Source organism: Pseudomonas tritici (assembly GCF_014268275.3).
In the GTDB taxonomy this organism is placed as follows: domain Bacteria; phylum Pseudomonadota; class Gammaproteobacteria; order Pseudomonadales; family Pseudomonadaceae; genus Aquipseudomonas; species Aquipseudomonas tritici.
Window position 1 is genome coordinate 121,446 of the sequence record NZ_CP077084.1, and the last position, 17,365, is coordinate 138,810.

At 61.0% G+C, this 17,365-nt stretch carries 13 protein-coding genes; 7 read left to right on the forward strand and 6 right to left on the reverse strand.

What is annotated here, in order from left to right; all coding sequences use genetic code 11:
- The first annotated feature begins 3 nt into the window (after positions 1-3).
- Positions 4-675 carry a GNAT family N-acetyltransferase gene (locus HU722_RS00520; protein ID WP_065880311.1) on the forward strand — a complete coding sequence of 224 codons (672 nt, stop codon included), beginning with the start codon at positions 4-6 and terminating at the stop codon, positions 673-675.
- Between the two features lie 303 nt (positions 676-978).
- Here the strand turns inward: HU722_RS00520 and HU722_RS00525 are convergent, their stop codons facing one another.
- Positions 979-1,875 carry a homocysteine S-methyltransferase family protein gene (locus HU722_RS00525; RefSeq protein ID WP_065880312.1) on the reverse strand — a complete coding sequence of 299 codons (897 nt, stop codon included), beginning with the start codon at positions 1,873-1,875 and terminating at the stop codon, positions 979-981.
- A gap of 114 nt (positions 1,876-1,989) precedes the next feature.
- On the opposite strand from HU722_RS00525, the gene HU722_RS00530 reads away from it, so the two are divergent.
- The 3 genes from HU722_RS00530 (at position 1,990) to HU722_RS00540 (ending at position 5,104) form a co-directional block, all read left to right on the forward strand.
- A complete protein-coding gene (locus HU722_RS00530) occupies positions 1,990-2,811 on the forward strand; it encodes an ABC transporter substrate-binding protein (protein ID WP_065880313.1) in 822 nt (273 codons plus the stop codon).
- Complete coding sequence (locus tag HU722_RS00535; protein ID WP_065875532.1) at positions 2,808-3,632, forward strand: amino acid ABC transporter permease; 825 nt, start codon at positions 2,808-2,810, stop codon at positions 3,630-3,632. The genes HU722_RS00530 and HU722_RS00535 overlap by 4 nt, the downstream gene beginning before the upstream one ends.
- A 188-nt stretch (positions 3,633-3,820) precedes the next feature.
- On the forward strand, positions 3,821-5,104 hold the full coding sequence (locus tag HU722_RS00540) for an autotransporter outer membrane beta-barrel domain-containing protein (protein WP_065875533.1): 1,284 nt from the start codon (positions 3,821-3,823) through the stop codon (positions 5,102-5,104).
- Positions 5,105-5,177: 73 nt separating this feature from the next.
- Here the strand turns inward: HU722_RS00540 and oadA are convergent, their stop codons facing one another.
- The gene (gene oadA / locus HU722_RS00545; RefSeq protein WP_065875534.1) at positions 5,178-6,986 is read right to left on the reverse strand and encodes a sodium-extruding oxaloacetate decarboxylase subunit alpha; all 1,809 of its coding nucleotides are present in this window, start codon (positions 6,984-6,986) and stop codon (positions 5,178-5,180) included.
- An 11-nt stretch (positions 6,987-6,997) separates the two neighbouring features.
- Positions 6,998-8,413, reverse strand: coding sequence for an acetyl-CoA carboxylase biotin carboxylase subunit (locus HU722_RS00550; RefSeq protein ID WP_049710865.1), 1,416 nt, complete (start codon positions 8,411-8,413; stop codon positions 6,998-7,000).
- A 195-nt stretch (positions 8,414-8,608) separates the two neighbouring features.
- Here HU722_RS00550 and HU722_RS00555 point away from each other — a divergent pair, with 195 nt between their 5' ends.
- Positions 8,609-9,583, forward strand: a complete 975-nt coding sequence (locus tag HU722_RS00555; protein ID WP_065875535.1) for a LysR family transcriptional regulator — start codon at positions 8,609-8,611, stop codon at positions 9,581-9,583.
- Here the strand turns inward: HU722_RS00555 and HU722_RS28755 are convergent.
- From HU722_RS28755 to HU722_RS00565, 3 genes are all read right to left on the reverse strand, one after another.
- On the reverse strand, positions 9,513-9,710 hold the full coding sequence (locus HU722_RS28755; protein WP_082224397.1) for a PA3496 family putative envelope integrity protein: 198 nt from the start codon (positions 9,708-9,710) through the stop codon (positions 9,513-9,515). The genes HU722_RS00555 and HU722_RS28755 overlap by 71 nt on opposite strands.
- A gap of 161 nt (positions 9,711-9,871) precedes the next feature.
- On the reverse strand, positions 9,872-10,738 hold the full coding sequence (hexR, locus tag HU722_RS00560; protein WP_010168370.1) for a transcriptional regulator HexR: 867 nt from the start codon (positions 10,736-10,738) through the stop codon (positions 9,872-9,874).
- Between the two features lie 158 nt (positions 10,739-10,896).
- The gene (locus HU722_RS00565) at positions 10,897-13,773 is read right to left on the reverse strand and encodes an EAL domain-containing protein (RefSeq protein WP_065880316.1); all 2,877 of its coding nucleotides are present in this window, start codon (positions 13,771-13,773) and stop codon (positions 10,897-10,899) included.
- A gap of 247 nt (positions 13,774-14,020) precedes the next feature.
- Here HU722_RS00565 and uvrD point away from each other — a divergent pair, with 247 nt between their 5' ends.
- Both uvrD and HU722_RS00575 read left to right on the forward strand, forming a co-directional pair.
- Complete coding sequence (uvrD, locus tag HU722_RS00570; RefSeq protein ID WP_065875538.1) at positions 14,021-16,204, forward strand: DNA helicase II; 2,184 nt, start codon at positions 14,021-14,023, stop codon at positions 16,202-16,204.
- Between the two features lie 189 nt (positions 16,205-16,393).
- On the forward strand, positions 16,394-17,263 hold the full coding sequence (locus tag HU722_RS00575) for a Tim44 domain-containing protein (RefSeq protein ID WP_065880317.1): 870 nt from the start codon (positions 16,394-16,396) through the stop codon (positions 17,261-17,263).
- The last annotated feature ends 102 nt before the right edge of the window (positions 17,264-17,365 follow it).

Consider the following 17,365-nt stretch of genomic DNA (forward strand, 5'->3'; position numbering starts at 1 on the left):
AGCATGTCCACTTCCCTCGCCGACTGGAAAGGCGTCCCGGCGCCTACCGTGCAACTGCTTGAAGGGCGTTTTATCCGCCTGGAAAAACTCGACCCGGCGCGCCATGGCGATGACGTGTGGCAAGCCCTTGAAGGCCCCGGTGCCGATCCCAAGCTGTGGGACTATTTACCCTACGGGCCTTTTCCTGAGCGCAGTGCGTTCAATGACTGGTTGAACAACCACGCTCAACACAACGAGCCGTACTTCTTCAGCGTGGTCGACCTCAAGACGGGTCAGGTGCAAGGCATCCTCAGCCTGATGTCCATCGTCCCGGCCCAGGGCCGTATCGAAATCGGCCACGTCACCTTTGGCGCGCCGATGCAGCGCTCACCGAGAAGCACCGAAGCGGTATACCTGCTGGCCAAGTATGCGTTCGAGCAGGGCTATCGTCGGCTGGAATGGAAGTGCAATAACGGCAACGCCCGCTCCAAGTACGCCGCAGAGCGCTTGGGGTTCAGTTTTGAAGGGGTGTTCCGCCAGCACATGGTGGTCAAGGGGCAGAACCGGGATACCGCATGGTATTCGATCATCGATACCGAATGGCCGGCGATTGGGGCGGGGTTTGAGGCCTGGTTGTCCGAGACTAACCAGACAGATTCAGGCCAGGTGAAAAGCCTGGCGCAGTGCCGGGCTTAATACCTACAGGCACTACAAGATAAAGGTGGGAGCTGGCTTGCCTGCGATGGCGGTGGATCAATGGACACATCCATTGCTGAAACACCGCTATCGCAGCATAAGTGTCTACACATTTTCACTGTGATAGTGCGTAGCAGCTGTCGAGCCCCAGCGAGGCTGCGTTTGCGGCCTGTCTGACACACCGCGGACGCAGCCTCGCCGGGGCTCGACAGCTGCTACGCCAGGGTATGACTAAAGATATGTAGATACCTATGGCTATCGCAGGCAAGCCAGCTCCCACACTTTTGATCTGTGTTGTCTTAACTACCCCAGCTTCTGGGCCAACACCGCAATGTGCTCAGGCCCGATCCCGCAGCATCCGCCCAAATGGCTGGCACCGCGAGCCTGCCAGTCCGCTGCCCAATGCAGGTAACCCGGCGGGTCCAGGTCCTCACGCAATGGGTCAAGACCATCGTTGGCCGTAGCTTCCTTGGGCTGCGGCGGGAAGGCATTGGCGTAGGCGCCCACCTCAATCTGCACGCCCAGGCGCTCGAACGTCTGGCGCGCTGCGTCAATGGCATCACCGATCACTTCCGGCTGGCTGCAGTTGAACAACAGCACTTGCACACCCAACTGCGCCGCGGCTTCGGCCGCATCCGCCACCGGTTCGCCGGAGCGCAGGCGCGGTACGTCGTCGGTGTCTTCGTCCTTGAGGGTAAACGACAGCCAGAACGGTTTGCCGTCCTCGGGTAAACCGGCGTGGATCGCACGGGCTTCAACGATCGAGCTCTGGGTTTCCGCCAGCCACACGTCAACAAAAGGCGCGAGACCTCGCACCAACGGTGTCAGCAATTCGGATACGCGCTGGGGCTCGAACAGGTCGGGGCGATACGAACCAAACAGCGGCGGCAGCGAACCTGCCACGCGCACGGCCTTGCCGGATGCGTCTACGGCTCGCCTTGCCAGCTCACCGGCAAGCGCCGCCAGGGCTTCGCCCTCCTCGGCAAACCGCGCCTCGCCGATATGGAACGGCACCACCGCGTAGCTGTTGCTGGTGATCACGTTGGCACCACTCTGAATGTACGCCGCATGCACCGCCTCCACCGCTTGGGGCGCTTCGCTCAAGGCCAACGCTGACCACTCCGGCTGCCGGAACGGCGCGCCACGGCGTTGCAGTTCACGGCCCATGCCGCCATCAAGAATTACTGTTGCTGTGGCCATATGCTTTTTACTCATAAGCTTATGAAAATAACTCACTATGAGAGTCGTTCTTATAACTATTTAATACGTCCAATCCGTTTCATAACAACTCTTTTTTCATTCAGGTACCGATCCATGAAATTGAAACCGCTGCTGGCCTTGGGCCTGACGATGCTGGCCGCTTCAACGCAAGCCTTTGGCGGTGCCACGCTGGACCGTATTGAGAAGAAAAAAGAACTGGTGGGCGTGCTGATGGAAAGCTACCCGCCGTTCTCGTTCCTGAATGAGCAAAACCAACTCGATGGCTTCGACGTCGACGTGGCCAAGGCCGTGGCGCAAAAACTCGGTGTGAAGCTGCGCCTGGAGACGCCCTCCTGGGACGTGATCGCGGCCGGCCGCTGGAGTGGCCGCTACGACATCTGCATCTGCTCCATGACCCCGAGCAAGGCCCGCGCCGAAGTGTTCGACTTCCCGGTGGAGTACTACGCCTCGCCGGCGGTGATCGTGGTCAACGCCAAGGATGATCGCATCCACAGCGCCAAGGACCTGAGCGGCAAGAAAGTCGGCCTGACCAGCGCCTCCAGCTATGAAAGCTACCTGAACAAAAACCTGGTGATTGAAGGCGCCGAAGACACACAGTTGCAGTATCCATTCGACAACGTACAGATCGCGCCCTACGACACCGACAACGTAGCCTTCCAAGACCTCGGCCTGGGCGCCGGCGTGCGCCTGGATGCAATCCTCACCAACCTGGTCACCGCTCAACCGCGCCTGACCGAGGACAAGCGCTTCAAGCTGGCCGGCGAGCCGCTGTACTCCGAGCCCAACTCGGTCGCCATCGAAAAAGGCGACGCTGAATGGGACGCCAAGGTGCGTGAAGTCTTTGCCCAGTTGAAACAGGACGGCACCCTGAGCAAGCTGTCGCAAAAATGGATCGGCGCCGACATCAGCCAATGACTGCGTTTCCCACACCTCCCAAGCTCAAGGAGTCGCGGCTGCAGCGGCTCTTCGGCTTTCGCACGCGGCTTTACCTGACCTGGGCCGCGCTGTTCTGCCTGTTCGCCAGTTTCTTCCTGAGCTTTGACCTGAAGTTCTCGATCATCCTCGACAAGCTGCCCAACCTGGTGGGCGTGCACCTGGCGCCCAACGGCTTCCTGCAAGGCGCGGCGCTGACGCTGTTCTTGTGCCTGTGCTCGATCGGGATATCGTCGGTGCTGGGGTTTGTCACCGCACTGGGACGCTTGTCGAAAAGCGCCGTGGCCTTTGGCATCGCCAGTTTTTATGCATCGTTCTTTCGCGGCACGCCGCTGCTGATCCAGATCCTGCTGATCTACCTCGGCCTGCCGCAACTGGGCCTGGTGCCGGGCGCCATCGTCGCCGGGATCATCGCGTTGTCGCTGAACTACGGCGCTTACTTGAGCGAAATCTTCCGCGCCGGCATCCTCGGTGTCGCCCACGGTCAGCGTGAAGCGGCACTCGCCCTGGGCATGCGTGACAGCGTGATCTTCTGGCACGTCACCCTGCCCCAGGCCATGCGCACCATCATTCCGCCGACCACCAACCAGTTCATCTCGATGCTCAAGGACTCGTCCCTGATCTCGGTGATGGGCGTGTGGGAGGTCATGTTCCTGGCGCAGTCCTATGGCCGCTCGAGCTATCGCTATATCGAGATGCTGACCACGGCGGCGATTATTTACTGGGTGCTGTCGCTGGGCCTGGAGCTGATCCAGGCGCGGATGGAACGGCATTATGGCAAGGGGTATGTGCGCCGTAGTTAAGCTCCAAAAGCTGCATTAACATGCATATTGGTGTGCTTTTAGGAGCGTGATTACGCAATAAAATGCAGACGTCTCTTATCGCCGACCGATAGCGACAACTCCCGCGCACCGCGACTCCGTGGCCTGACAGTTATCCCTCCTTCACGTCGCTAAATTCCCCGCCTCATTCACCAAGAGGTTGGGAATTCATGCCCACTACACTCCGCAGAATCGTACTTGCCTTCAGCCTTATCGCTACGGCCAACCTTCAGCATGCACAGGCGCGCGGCGATATCGAATACATGCCGTACTGGTATCAACCCTACGACGCACCGGCTTTTGAGTCGTTCGGCCTTCCCGAAGTTGAAGCGGCGCCCATCGACGGCTATCTAACTGGACAAGCGACCACCCACAATGGCCGGCAGGTGGCGAAGGTGCTCGAGCCTGCACTGACTCGCCTGCTGGAGTCCGGCGAGCTGAGCTCCGAGCAAATCAAGGCCCTGGAAAAACTCAACGCCGAACTCGCGCAGAAACCCGGTGCGTTCGGCGCGGCGCTTGAGCAACTGGCCGGCAGTCAAAACGCGAACCTGGCGGCAGCAACCCAGAACACCACCCAGCAACTCAGCAGCCGAGTGCTCTCGACCCTGCGCGAATTGCCCACCGACTCTGACGGCCACTTCTGGGTAAAAAACCTTGGCAGCGAAGGCAGTCTCGACAGCCAGCGCGGTACTGCCGGTCTGAATACGGCCAACCAAGGCGTTTTAATGGGCGCAGATTGGTCGGTCGACCCTGCGTGGCGCGTCGGTGTGCTAGGGGCAAAGTCCAGCAGCCATTTCGATACGCAGCGCTTTAACGCAGACCTGGACAGCTGGCATCTGGGCGGTTACGCCGTGCGCCAGGACGGCCCGTTGGCGTTACGCTTGGGGGCGATCTACAGCAGCCATGCGGGGCAGAACAAACGTGGCGTGGATATCCTGGGTTACAAGGACACGCTCAAGGGCAGCTACACCGCCAACAGCCAGAATGTCTTCGGCGAAATGGGCTACCAACTGGGCAGTGGCGACATCAGCATCGAGCCGTTTGCTGGCCTTGGCTACCAGCGCTACAGCCGTGACAGTTTCAAGGAACACGGCGGTCCGGCCGCGCTGAACGTCGATGCGCAAACCCAACAGAACCTGAGCAGCACCTTTGGTCTGCGCCTGGCCAAACTGTTCCGGTTCGACAACCAGATGACCCTCACACCCCATCTGAGTACGCACTGGAAACACCTCTATGGCGACGTCGACAGCCAGGTGCGCCAGTCCTTTCGCCACGGCGGCATTGACGGTTTCACCCTTCAGGGCACGTCCCTCGACCGCAACAGCCTGAACCTGCAGGCTGGGCTCGATCTGGCACTCTCAGCCAACCACACCGTCGGCCTGGCCTACAGCGCGGAAAACGGCACTCAAAGCAGCAGCCAAGGCTTGATAGGCCAGTGGCGGATACGTTTCTAAGCAAACTACAGGCGAAAAAAAAGGGGAGCACCTGCCCCCCCCCGAGGATTAAACGGTCGTGTCGAAGGCTGTGTCAGCCTTCGATTTCAATCAGGATTTCGCCAGGGTTGACCCGGTCGCCCTTGGCGACATGAACGGCGGTCACCTTGCCGGCAATCGCTGCCTGCACTTCGGTTTCCATCTTCATGGCTTCGGTAATCAGTACAGCCTGGCCGGCCTTGACCACGTCGCCTTCCTTGACCAGCACGTCGACGATATTGCCCGGCATCGCGGTGCTGACATGGCCTGGCTCGGTGGCCTGCTTGCGCTTGCTGCTGCCTCCGCTGACAAACTCGTTGAGCGGTTCGAACACCACTTCTTCGGGCATGCCGTCGATGGACAGGTAGAAGTGGCGCTTGCCTTCGGCCTTCACGCCGACACCGGTGATGTCGACGCGGTAGCTCTCGCCGTGCACGTCGATGACGAACTCGGTCGGTACGCCTTCGCCACCGGCACGGGCCACGCCGCCCGCTTCAGGAATCGGCAACAGTACTTCCGGCGCCAGGGTGCCGGCGTCGCGCTCTTCGAGGAACTTGCGGCCGATGTCCGGGAACATGGCGTAGGTCAGCACGTCTTCTTCGGACTTGGCCAGCGCGCCGATTTCGCCACGCAGCTTGGTCATTTCCGGCTTGAGCAAATCGGCCGGGCGTACGTCGATCACCTCTTCGCTGCCGATGGCCTGGCGGCGCAGTTTCTCATTCACGGTGCCCGGCGCCTTGCCGTAGCCGCCTTGCAGGTAGAGCTTCACTTCGTTGGTGATGGTCTTGTAGCGCTCGCCGGCCAACACGTTGAAGAACGCCTGGGTGCCGACGATCTGCGAAGTCGGGGTCACCAGCGGCGGGAAGCCAAGGTCTTCACGCACACGCGGGATTTCGGCCAGCACTTCGCTCATGCGGTTGAGGGCGCCCTGCTCTTTCAACTGGTTGGCCAGGTTGGAAATCATACCGCCTGGCACTTGGTTGACTTGCACACGGGTGTCGACGGCGGTGAATTCGCTTTCGAACTGGTGGTATTTCTTGCGCACGGCGTAGAAGTACAGGCCGATCTCTTGCAGCAGTTCCAGGCTCAAGCCGGTGTCGAACTCACTGCCTTTAAGGGCGGCGACCATCGACTCAGTGCCCGGATGGCTGGTGCCCCAGGCAAAGCTGGAAATGGCGGTGTCGATGTGGTCGGCACCGTTCTCGATGGCCTTGAGTTGGCACATCGCGGCCAAACCAGCCGTGTCGTGGGAGTGGATAAAGATCGGCAGGTTCTGTTCGGCTTTCAGCGCCTTGACCAGTTCGCCGGTGGCGTACGGGGTCAACAGGCCGGCCATGTCCTTGATCGCAATCGAGTCGCAGCCCATGGATTCGAGCTGTTTGGCCTGGGCCACAAACGCTTCGACAGTGTGCACCGGGCTGGTGGTGTAGGCGATAGTGCCCTGGGCATGTTTGCCGGCGGCCTTCACCGCTTCGATGGCCACGCGCAGGTTACGCACGTCGTTCATGGCGTCGAAAATACGGAACACGTCGATGCCATTTACGGCGGCCTTGGCCACGAACGCTCTTACAACGTCATCGCTGTAATGGCGATAGCCCAGCAGGTTCTGGCCACGCAGCAGCATTTGCAGGCGTGTGTTGGGCAACGCGGCACGCAGTTTGCGCAGGCGCTCCCACGGGTCTTCTTTGAGGAAACGTACGCAAGCGTCGAAGGTCGCGCCGCCCCAGACTTCCAGGGACCAGTAGCCGACTTTGTCGAGCTTGTCGCAGATCGGCAGCATGTCATCGGTGCGCATGCGGGTCGCCAGCAACGATTGGTGGGCGTCGCGCAGGATGGTGTCGGTGACAAAGATTTTCTTGCTCATTCTTATATTCCTCACAGGCCTGCGTGGGCGGCGATGGCGGCAGCGATGGCCAGGGCCAGCTCTTCGGGTTTGCGCTTGATCGAGTAGTTGGTCAGTTCAGGGTGGGCTTCAACGAAGCTGGTATTGAACTGGCCGCTGCGGAATTCCGGGTTGCGCAGGATTTCCTGGTAGTAGGCGGCGGTGGTCTTCACGCCTTGCAGGCGCATGTCGTCCAGGGCACGCAGGCCGCGGTCCATGGCTTCTTCCCAGGTCAACGCCCACACCACCAGTTTCAGGCACATGGAGTCGTAGAACGGTGGGATGGTGTAGCCGGTGTAGATCGCCGTGTCGGTGCGCACGCCAGGACCGCCGGGGGCGTAGTAACGGGTGATCTTGCCGAAGCTTGGGAGGAAGTTGTTCTTCGGGTCTTCGGCGTTGATGCGGAACTGCAACGCGAAACCCCGGTGCTGGATGTCTTCCTGTTTCACCGACAGCGGCAACCCGGAGGCGATGCGGATCTGCTCGCGGACGATGTCGATCCCGGTGATTTCTTCGGTGATGGTGTGTTCCACCTGCACCCGGGTGTTCATCTCCATGAAGTACACCTCGCCCTCCGCGAGCAGGAACTCCACGGTGCCGGCGTTCTCGTAACCCACGGCCTTGGCCGCGCGCACCGACAGGTCGCCGATGTAGGCGCGCTGTTCCGGGGTCAACTGAGGGCTTGGGGCGATTTCGATGAGCTTCTGGTTGCGACGCTGGATCGAGCAATCGCGCTCGAACAGGTGCACCACGTTGCCAAAGCTGTCACCGAGGATCTGCGCTTCGATGTGCTTGGGATTGACGATGCATTTTTCCAGGAACACTTCCGCCGAGCCGAACGCCTTGGTGGCTTCGGAGATCACACGGGGGAAGGCTTGTTCAAGTTCTTCGCGGCTGTTGCAACGACGGATACCACGACCGCCACCACCGGAGGTGGCCTTGAGCATCACCGGGTAACCAATACGGTCGCCTTCCGTCAGGGCTTCGGCGATGTCGGCGACGTTGCCTTCGGTGCCGGGCGTGACCGGTACGCCAGCCTTGATCATGCTGCGGCGCGCTTCGGTCTTGTCGCCCATGCGGCGGATCACTTCAGCGGACGGGCCGATGAATTTGATCCCGCGTTCGGCACAGATATCCGCCAGTTCGGCGTTCTCCGACAGGAAGCCATAGCCGGGATGCAGCGCATCACAACCGGTTTCCACCGCCAGGTTCACCAGCTTGCGCGGGTTCAGGTAACCGGCCAGTGGCTCGGCACCAATGCTGTGGGCTTCGTCGGCACGCTTGACGTGCAACGCATGGCGGTCGGCGTCGGAGTAGACCGCGACCGAGCGAATGCCCATCTCGGCGCAGGCACGCACGATTCGTACGGCAATTTCACCACGGTTGGCGATCAGGATCTTTTTTATCACTTGGAAATTCCCTTGAGCCGATTGCTGCGTTCTTCGACCCACTGAAGCTGGGTCGGCGCGTGACCAAATGTTTCATGACAGTCGCGAGACACACACTAAGCCCGTGGAGGGATTAACAAAAATCAATAATTATTGGGTCACGCATAAGTAAAGACTTATAGTTGTGCCGCCGGCTTGGGATGAGGAGAGCGAAAAATGCGTAAGTCATTGATGCGACTGACATTGCGTCAGCTGCAGATCTTTCATGAAGTGTGTGATTTGCGCTCTTACAGCCGCGCCGCCGAGGAAATGTCCCTCACACAGCCCGCCGTGAGCCTACAAATTCGTCAGCTTGAGGAGCTGATCGGCCAGCCGCTGTTCGATTATGTCGGCAAAAAACTCTACATGACCGAGGCCGCTGAAGCGCTGCAACGGGCCAGTCGCGATATCTTCGGACGGCTGGAGAACCTCGATATGCAGCTGTCGGACATGCAGGGCTCGCTGCAGGGCCAACTGAAGCTGGCCGTGGAATCCAGCGCCAAATACTTTGTGCCGCATTTGTTTGCTGCCTTTAAGCGCCAGCACCCTGAGGTGCAGTTGCACCTGACGGTGGTCAACCGTGCCCAGGTGATCCGCCGGCTGTCGGACAACCGCGACGATCTGGTGATCATGTCCATGGTGCCCCAGGACATGGGCCTGGAATTCCTGCCCTTCCTCAACAACCCGATTGTCGCCGTGGCGCCCCTCGACCATCCATTGAGCCTGCAAGGCCCATTGCGCCTGCAAGATCTGGAACCTTACACGCTGCTGCTGCGTGAACCGGGTTCCGGCACGCGGATGGCTTGCGAAGAGTACTTCAAGGAGAAACGCGTGCACTTCACCCAGACGGTGGAGGTAGCCTCGGCCGAGGCGCAGCGCGAATGTGTATGCGCGGGATTGGGCGTGGCCTTGCTGACGCGCCACGCGGTCAACATGGAACTGGCCACCGGCGGGCTCAAGGAGCTGCCGGTGGAAGAGCTGCCGCTGTACCGCAGTTGGTGCCTGGTGCAAGCCAAAGCCAAGCGCCTGTCACCGGTGGCCCATGCGTTCCTGGGCTTTATCCGCAGCGAACGGGTGCAGATCAGCGCGCTGGCTGAGCGCTTCGCTGGGCAGCCGCGGGTGCCTGCCAGTGGAGTTCCGGGTAGTCACTGATGCTCTGGAGCAATTGGCGCTCCTCGCACCGGTCTTCGATTGCGCGACGGAACGCCATGCGGCGTTGGTCTTCCTGCTGACGACGGGTCTTTACGGTGCTGTTGCTGTCTTCGTAGGGCCGGGCCATTTGGAGTCTCCCAATGCGAGTGCGGGGAGTACAGGATGGGCGCAGGGGATGACGGTTTGGCGGCGCGGGGGTTACAGGACGATGAATATTCTATAGCTGACGCAAATCCACTGTGGGAGCAGGCAAGCCAGCTCCCACATTTGACCGAGTGTGACTTTGAATCAATCGTCGAGGGCTTTGACCGACTTAGGCGACAGGCGAAGGCTACGCAAGCTGCGCTTAACACTCTTGAGGTGGTTGACCAGGCTCGGCCCACGCGCCATGGCCACGCCCATTGCCAACACATCAATCACCACCAAGTGGGCGATACGCGAGGTCAGCGGCGTATAAATCTCAGTGTCTTCATGCACATCGATTGCCAGGTTGACCGTAGACAGTTCCGCCAACGGCGTCTGGCTCGGGCACAGGGTGATCAGGGTCGCACCGCTTTCACGCACCAGGTTGGCGGTGATCAGCAGGTCTTTGGAGCGGCCTGACTGGGAAATACAGATGGCGACGTCGGTAGGCTTCAAGGTCACCGCCGACATCGCCTGCATATGCGGGTCACTGTAGGCGGCGGCGGTGAGCAGCAGGCGGAAAAACTTGTGTTGGGCGTCAGCGGCCACTGCGCCCGACGCACCAAAACCGTAGAACTCGACACGCTGGGCCTGGGACATAGCGGTCACGGCCTTTTGCAACTCCACCGGGTCAAGCTTCTCGCGCACTTCCATCAGGGTGTGCAGGGTGGTGTCGAAGATTTTCAGGCTGTAGTCGGCGACGGAATCGTCTTCGTGAATCGCAAATTGCCCGAAGCTGGCACCGGCGGCCAAACTTTGGGCCAGCTTGAGTTTCAAGTCCTGGAACCCGGAGCAACCGATGGCGCGGCAGAAGCGCACGATGGTTGGCTCGCTGATGCCCACGCTGTGGGCCAGGTCAGCCATGGAACTGTGCATCACAGCCGCAGGGTCAAGCAGCACGTGATCGGCAACCTTGAGTTCCGATTTGCGTAACAGGTGGCGCGACTGGGCGATATGTTGCAACAGGTTCAAAGGGCAGGACTCTTGTTATGGGCAGGGCCAAGGATGTAGCAAGCTTGTAGTTATACTACAAGAATTGTCGTTTTGCCCGTCCGAAGCATCACTAAATCGCCCTGCTCCCCTTTGAATCTAAGGGCGGCCAAGTTGTAGCCACAGGGGCGGCCTTGGCGTCACTCAGGAAAATCTGCATTTTTCCGTAACAAATCTGCCAACCCTTCGGCCTGCATCGGCCGGCTGATCAAATAGCCCTGCACTTCGTCACAACGCTCCCCGCGCAGAAAATCCAGCTGCTGTTGATCTTCCACACCTTCGGCCACCACTTTGAGCGCCAACCCGTGGGCCATCGCAATGATTGCCCGGGTGATGGCCGCGTCTTCACGCCCCTGGCCAAGCCCACGGATAAAGCTCTGGTCGATCTTCACGTAGTCCACGGGGATGCGCTTGAGGTAGCTGAGGGACGAATAACCGGTGCCGAAATCATCAATGGCCAACTTCACGCCCAGGTCGCGCAGTTGCTGGAAGGTAGCGATGATGTGTTCAACGCTGTCGAGCAACTGGCTTTCGGTCAGCTCCAACTCAAGGTATTGCGGGTCCAGCCCGGTTTCTTCGAGCACCTGCCGCACCAGGCTGACCACCTTGCCCTGGCGCAACTGATGCACCGACAGGTTCACCGACACGCGGATCGGCGCCAGACCCTGACGCTGCCATTCACAGGCTTGCCAGCAGGCCTCGCGCAGCACGAATTCACCCAGTGGCACGATCAGGCCGGTTTCTTCGGCCAGGCCGATAAAGTCCCCCGGCGGCACCATGCCCCACTGCGGATGCTCCCAGCGGATCAACGCTTCGGCAGCATTCAGCTTACCGGTGGCCAGGCACAGTTTCGGTTGGTAGAACACCGTGAGCTGGCGCTCCTCGATGGCCTTGCGCAGGTGGTTTTCCAGCTGTAAGCGCTCCAGGGTGCTGGCTTGCAGGCTGTCGGTGTAGAACTGGAAATTATTACCGCCCAGATGCTTGGCGTGCTGCATCGCCATGTTCGATTGGCTGACCAGCGCGGAAATTTCACGCGCATTGTCCGGCAACAGGCTGACACCCATCGAAGCACTCACTACCAGCTCATGCCCGTCCACCGTCACCGGCACGCGCAGCTTGGCCAGCAGTCGTGTGGCGACTCGCGCCAGGCTCGACAGGTTGCCATAAGCGTCGAACAACACGGCGAACTCGTCCCCGGACAGGCGTGCGATGGTGTCGGCCTCGGGCAAGGCGTTGATCAGGCGGCGCGCCATTTTCTGCAGCAATTGGTCGGCGACTTCATGGCCCAAACTGTCATTGAGCAGTTTGAAGCGGTCCAGGTTGATATGCAGCAGCGCCAGGCTGCGCCCGCCCTGACGCACGCGCTGATGAGCCTCGCGCAGCCGTTCGCGGAACAGCGAGCGGTTGGCCAGGCCGGTCAATTCGTCATAGTGGGTGAGGTAGCGCATGCGCTCTTCGGACTCACGCCTGGCCGAGAGATCGGCGAAGAAGCCCACGATATGGCTGACTTTCCCCCGGACATCGCGCACCACGTTCAATTGCAGCCACTGCGGGTACAGCTCGCCGTTCTTGCGCGTTTCCACCAGCTCGCCCTGCCAGGTGCCGTGGCTGAGCAGCGCCTGGCGGATCACCGGGAAGTGGCGGCGGGCATCGCGGCTGCTGGGCAGCTCCACGACATTGCGACCGATCATGTCGTCGGTTTCAAAACCGGTCACACGACTGAATGCCTGGTTGACGGCGACCAGCTTGTAGTCTGGGTCAAGAATCACGATCCCTTCGCTGGCCGCCTCGAACACGGTCGACGCCAAGCGCTGTTGCTCCTCCAGGGCCTTGCCGGCGCTGATATCGCGGCGCGTGCCAAGCATGCGCGTGACCCGCCCGCTGGCCGTGCGCTCCACGGCACGGCCACGGTCTTCGATCCATACCCAGTGCCCATCGCCGTGGCGCACGCGGTATTCCACCTGGTAGTCCTCGCTGCGGCCCTTAAGGTGTTCCACCAGGGCGCGCTTGAGCAGCGGCAGGTCTTCGGGATGCAGGCGCGGCTTGAGATGGCCGAGCATCGCCGTGACGTACTCCGGCTCCAGACCGAACAATTCCTTGAGCTGGGTGTGGTGGACTTCGTCGGTTTGCAGGTTCCAGTCCCACAGGCCAAGTTCACTGGCTTGCAGGGCCATGGCCAGGCGCGCTTCGCTTTTATTCAGGGCCAGGCTGGCGGCGTCCAGCTCCTGGCTACGTTGCGCCACGCGGTCCTGCAGGCCGATTTGCGCGTCACGCAGCTCCTGCTCGACCTGGCGGCGCTGTTCGACTTCGCGCACCAAGTCCTGATTGAGTTGTTCGCTGCGCTGCTGCGCCTGTTGCAGGTGCTCGATCAGCGCCTGGTTCTGAAAGCGTCGCAGCAGCCCGCGCTGGATCAGGCGATTGACCTGCCACGCCACCAGGCTCAAGGACGCCAGCAGGATCAGGCCCAGTACACCCCAACCGCGCTGCCGCGGGTCGCCGCTCCAGAACAGGTAGATGATCGCCGGCACCAGGCACGGCAAGGCGAATGACAAAAACGCCGGCAGGCTCACGGCATAGGCCACGCTGGCCGACAGCGTCGCGGCACCGATCAGGCCGAACACCCAGGCCTGCTGCATAAAGCTGTCCGCCGGCACCAGCGCGATGGCGGCGGTGGCCAGGGTCAGGCCGCTGACCGCCGAACCGAGCATGAACATGCGCCGCCATACCGGCTGGGCCTGGCGGCTGGGCATGGCTGAATCAAACGCCGCCACCTGGATCACGCGCATGGCCACCAGGGCCAGCAGCCAGACCAGCCAGATGCTGTCCAACAGGTATTGCTTGGGGTTCCAGAGCAGCCAGGCGCAGACCAGGCCATTGACCAACATCAACAGGGTCGGCAGCAGCGAGCCCTGATACAGCAGGCGTGTGCGCTCGACCGCCATCTCCGTGGCGTAGTGTTTGCGAAGAACCTGCGCAGGCGCCGCCGAGGGGCCAAACAGGTCGGTGCTGAGGGTCATAGGCAGTGTTCTTATAATGGTGAGCCCGAAACGTCGACGGAGCATACACAAGCAAACGCTTGGGCCAAACTGCTCTACGTCATAAAAACGGCACGGTCATGCGCCGCAAACTTCGGGGCCAGACGGCTTGAGCGAGGCGCTGCGCGGGCTGTGGCCATTGACCAACCGGTCATCACCCTGATTGTTTTCCGTCGACCACCCGGCATTGGTATTTGCCCCACTTCCCCGTGGGCCATAGAATGCGCCGATGCGCGATGATCTCTCTCTTTTGCTTAACTCCCTCAACGATGCCCAACGCCAGGCCGTAGCAGCCCCCGTTGGCCGTCAGTTGGTCCTGGCCGGTGCTGGCTCCGGTAAAACCCGAGTGCTGGTGCACCGTATCGCCTGGTTGATCCAGGTCGAGAACGCGTCCCCGCATTCCATCCTGTCGGTGACCTTCACCAACAAGGCCGCTGCCGAGATGCGCCACCGCATCGAGCAGTTGATGGGCATCAGCCCGGCCGGCATGTGGGTAGGCACCTTCCACGGCCTGGCGCACCGCCTGTTGCGCGCGCACTGGCAGGAAGCGGGCCTGGCCCAGACCTTCCAGATCCTCGACAGCGATGACCAGCAACGCTTGGTCAAACGGGTGATTCGCGAACTGGGCCTCGACGAACAGCGTTGGCCGGCGCGCCAGGCGCAATGGTTTATCAACGGCCAGAAAGACGAAGGCCTGCGCCCGCAACATATCCAGGCCAGCGGCGACTTGTTCCTGGCCACCATGCGCAGCATTTATGAAGCCTACGAGGCCGCCTGCGCGCGCGCCGGGGTCATCGACTTCTCCGAGCTGCTGCTGCGCGCCCTCGACCTGTGGCGCGACAACCCAGGCTTGCTGGCCCATTACCAGAAACGCTTCCGACACATTCTGGTGGACGAGTTCCAGGACACCAACGCCGTGCAGTACGCCTGGTTGCGCCTGCTGGCCAAAGGCGGCGACAGCCTGATGGTGGTGGGCGACGACGACCAGTCGATCTACGGCTGGCGTGGCGCGAAAATCGAAAACATCTACCAGTACTCCGAAGACTTCCCGGACGCGGTCACTATCCGCCTGGAGCAGAACTACCGCTCCACCGCCGGGATTCTCAAGGCCGCCAACGCCCTGATCGCCAACAATACCGGGCGGCTGGGCAAGGAGCTGTGGACCGACGGCGGCGAAGGCGAAGCGATCAACCTCTACGCCGCGTTCAACGAGCACGATGAAGCGCGCTATGTGGTGGAAACCATCGAAAGCGCGCTGAAAACTGGGCTGGCGCGCAGCGACATCGCGATTCTTTACCGTTCCAACGCCCAATCGCGGGTATTGGAAGAAGCCTTGCTGCGCGAGCGCATCCCGTACCGCATCTATGGCGGCCAGCGCTTCTTCGAGCGCGCCGAAATCAAGAACGCCATGGCCTACCTGCGTTTGCTGGAAGGCCGTGGCAACGATGCGGCGCTGGAGCGCGTCATCAATATCCCGGCGCGGGGCATCGGCGAGAAAACCGTCGAGGCGATTCGCGAGCACGCTCGCCATGCAGATGTGTCGATGTGGGAAGCCATGCGCTTGCTGATCGCCAATAAAGGCCTGACCGGCCGCGCGGCGGGCGCACTGGGCGTGTTCGTCGAGCTGATCGAGAACCTGTCGGCCAAATGCGCGGAAATGCCGCTGCACCTGATGACTCAGACCGTGATCGAACAGTCCGGCCTGATCGCCTACCACGAAGCGGAAAAAGGCGAGAAAGGCCAGGCCCGGGTAGAAAACCTTGAGGAACTGGTGAGCGCCGCGCGTGCGTTCGAAAACACCGAGGAAGACGAGGAGCTGACCCCGCTCGCCGCATTCCTCGGGCATGCGTCGCTGGAAGCCGGCGACACCCAGGCCGATGAGCATGAAGACAGCATCCAGCTGATGACCTTGCACAGCGCCAAGGGCCTGGAATTCCCGTATGTGTTCCTGGTCGGCATGGAAGAAGGCCTGTTCCCCCACAAGATGAGCCTGGAAGAGCCCGGCCGTCTTGAGGAAGAGCGTCGCCTGGCCTACGTCGGCATCACCCGCGCCATGCAGAACCTGGTGATGACCTACGCTGAAACCCGACGCCTGTATGGCAGCGAGACCTACAACAAGGTGTCACGCTTCGTACGTGAGGTGCCGAAGGGTCTGATTCAGGAAGTGCGCCTCTCCAACAGCGTCAGCCGCCCGTTCGGCGGAGGCCAGCAGCAAAGCGCCAGCAGCCTGTTCGCCGGCTCCGAAATTCCGGAAACCCAGTTCAGCCTTGGCCAGCAGGTCAGGCATTCGGTGTTCGGCGAAGGCGTGATCCTCAACTTCGAAGGCGCGGGTGCCCAGGCGCGGGTGCAGGTGAACTTCGCCGAAGGCAGCAAGTGGCTGATGATGGGTTACGCGAAGCTCGAAGCCATTTGAAACATTTGCCTACATGAAGGTGAGTGGCCCGCCCTTGTTTTTAACAAGCGCGGGCCAATATCTGTAATAAGTCCTACAGACTATTCTGAATCAGTCCTACGCAAAAGCCCGAAACATTATGTCGCTAGCCACTGTCACTACACCTGTGCAACATGGCGCGCGTGCAATCCACAAATGGGAATTCCCTTTATGAAACGTTTTCTTAGCATCGCCATGGCGTTGTGCATCGGCCTGACGATGAGCATCGACGCCAACGCCAAGCGCTTCGGTGGCGGCAAAAGTTCGGGTGCAGCACCGACTCACCAGACCAGCCAAATGGCTCCATCCGCCGGTGCCGGCGGTGCTGCGGCTACCGCAGGCGCAGCCGGTGCTGCGGGCGCTGCTGCCAAGGCTGGCGGTGCTTCGCGCTGGTTAGGCCCTCTGGCCGGTATCGCCGCCGGTGGCCTGCTCGCTTCCATGTTCATGGGCGGCGGCTTCGAGGGCATGCAGATCTTCGACATGCTGATCCTGGCCGTCATCGCCTTTGTGATCTTCCGCTTTATCGCCGCCCGTCGCCGCAAGCAGCAGGAGCACCTGGCTCCAGCCGGCGCGCCGATGCAGCGTGAAGTGTTCAAGCAAAAACCAGCCATGGGTTCGATCTTCGGTGGTTCGGCAGCACCTGCTGCAGCCCGCCCGGTGATCAACGCACCGGCCTGGTTCAACGAAGAACGTTTCGTCGAAGCGGCCCGCAGCCACTTCCAGTCCCTGCAGCAGCACTGGGACGCCAACGAAATGGACAAGATCGCCGAGTTCGTCACCCCGCAACTGCTGGAGTTCCTCAAGCGCGAACGTGCCGACCTGGGCGACGCTTTCCAGTCGACCTACATCGAAGACCTGCGCGTACAGCTGGACGGTGTGGATGATCGCGCCGACAAGACCATCGCCACCCTGACCTTCAGCGGTGTGTCGAAGACCTCGCGCTTCGACCAGGGTGAAGTGTTCAGCGAAAGCTGGAACATGGAACGCCCACAAGGCGACAACCAGCCATGGCTGGTCGCCGGTATCCGTCAGAACGGCTGATCCCTGCACGCTTGAGCACGCAGTCACAAAAAACCCCGGACCTGTCCGGGGTTTTCTATTTCACGGTTGCACTTATAGCGAGCTACTGTATAAAACGCCCCT